This window comes from Bacillus sp. SIMBA_074 (assembly GCF_046534555.1).
Classification (GTDB): Bacteria; Bacillota; Bacilli; order Bacillales; family Bacillaceae_G; genus Bacillus_A; species Bacillus_A mycoides.
Genome location: NZ_JAWRYM010001175.1, coordinates 1 through 238, shown reverse-complemented (window position 1 = coordinate 238; position 238 = coordinate 1). Strand labels below are relative to the sequence as shown.

The following is a 238-nucleotide window of genomic DNA, read 5'->3' as shown; positions in this document are numbered from 1 at the left end:
CGACACAACGTTTAAGGGTTTAACTCCCTATCTTCCCGTAAAGCTTGGGAACGAAAACTATCAGTGCCTTGCGGTAGAATATCCTCAAATATGGAAGTTTGGAGACGAGCAAGCTGACTTCGGTAAGGGGTTAACAATTACACGCAAGCAAGTCGCAGAGGAATCAAAAGTCCGGGCTTTAAGAGAGCAAAACTTATGGACTGATATCAACGACAGAGTTGTTGAAGGCGGTTTCTAC

General features: G+C 44.5%; 1 protein-coding gene. It reads left to right on the top strand.

Features of this window, described 5'->3' with window-relative positions:
* Positions 1-238: hypothetical protein (locus SB773_RS34440; protein WP_410595021.1), on the top strand; the 238-nt coding region annotated here is incomplete at both ends.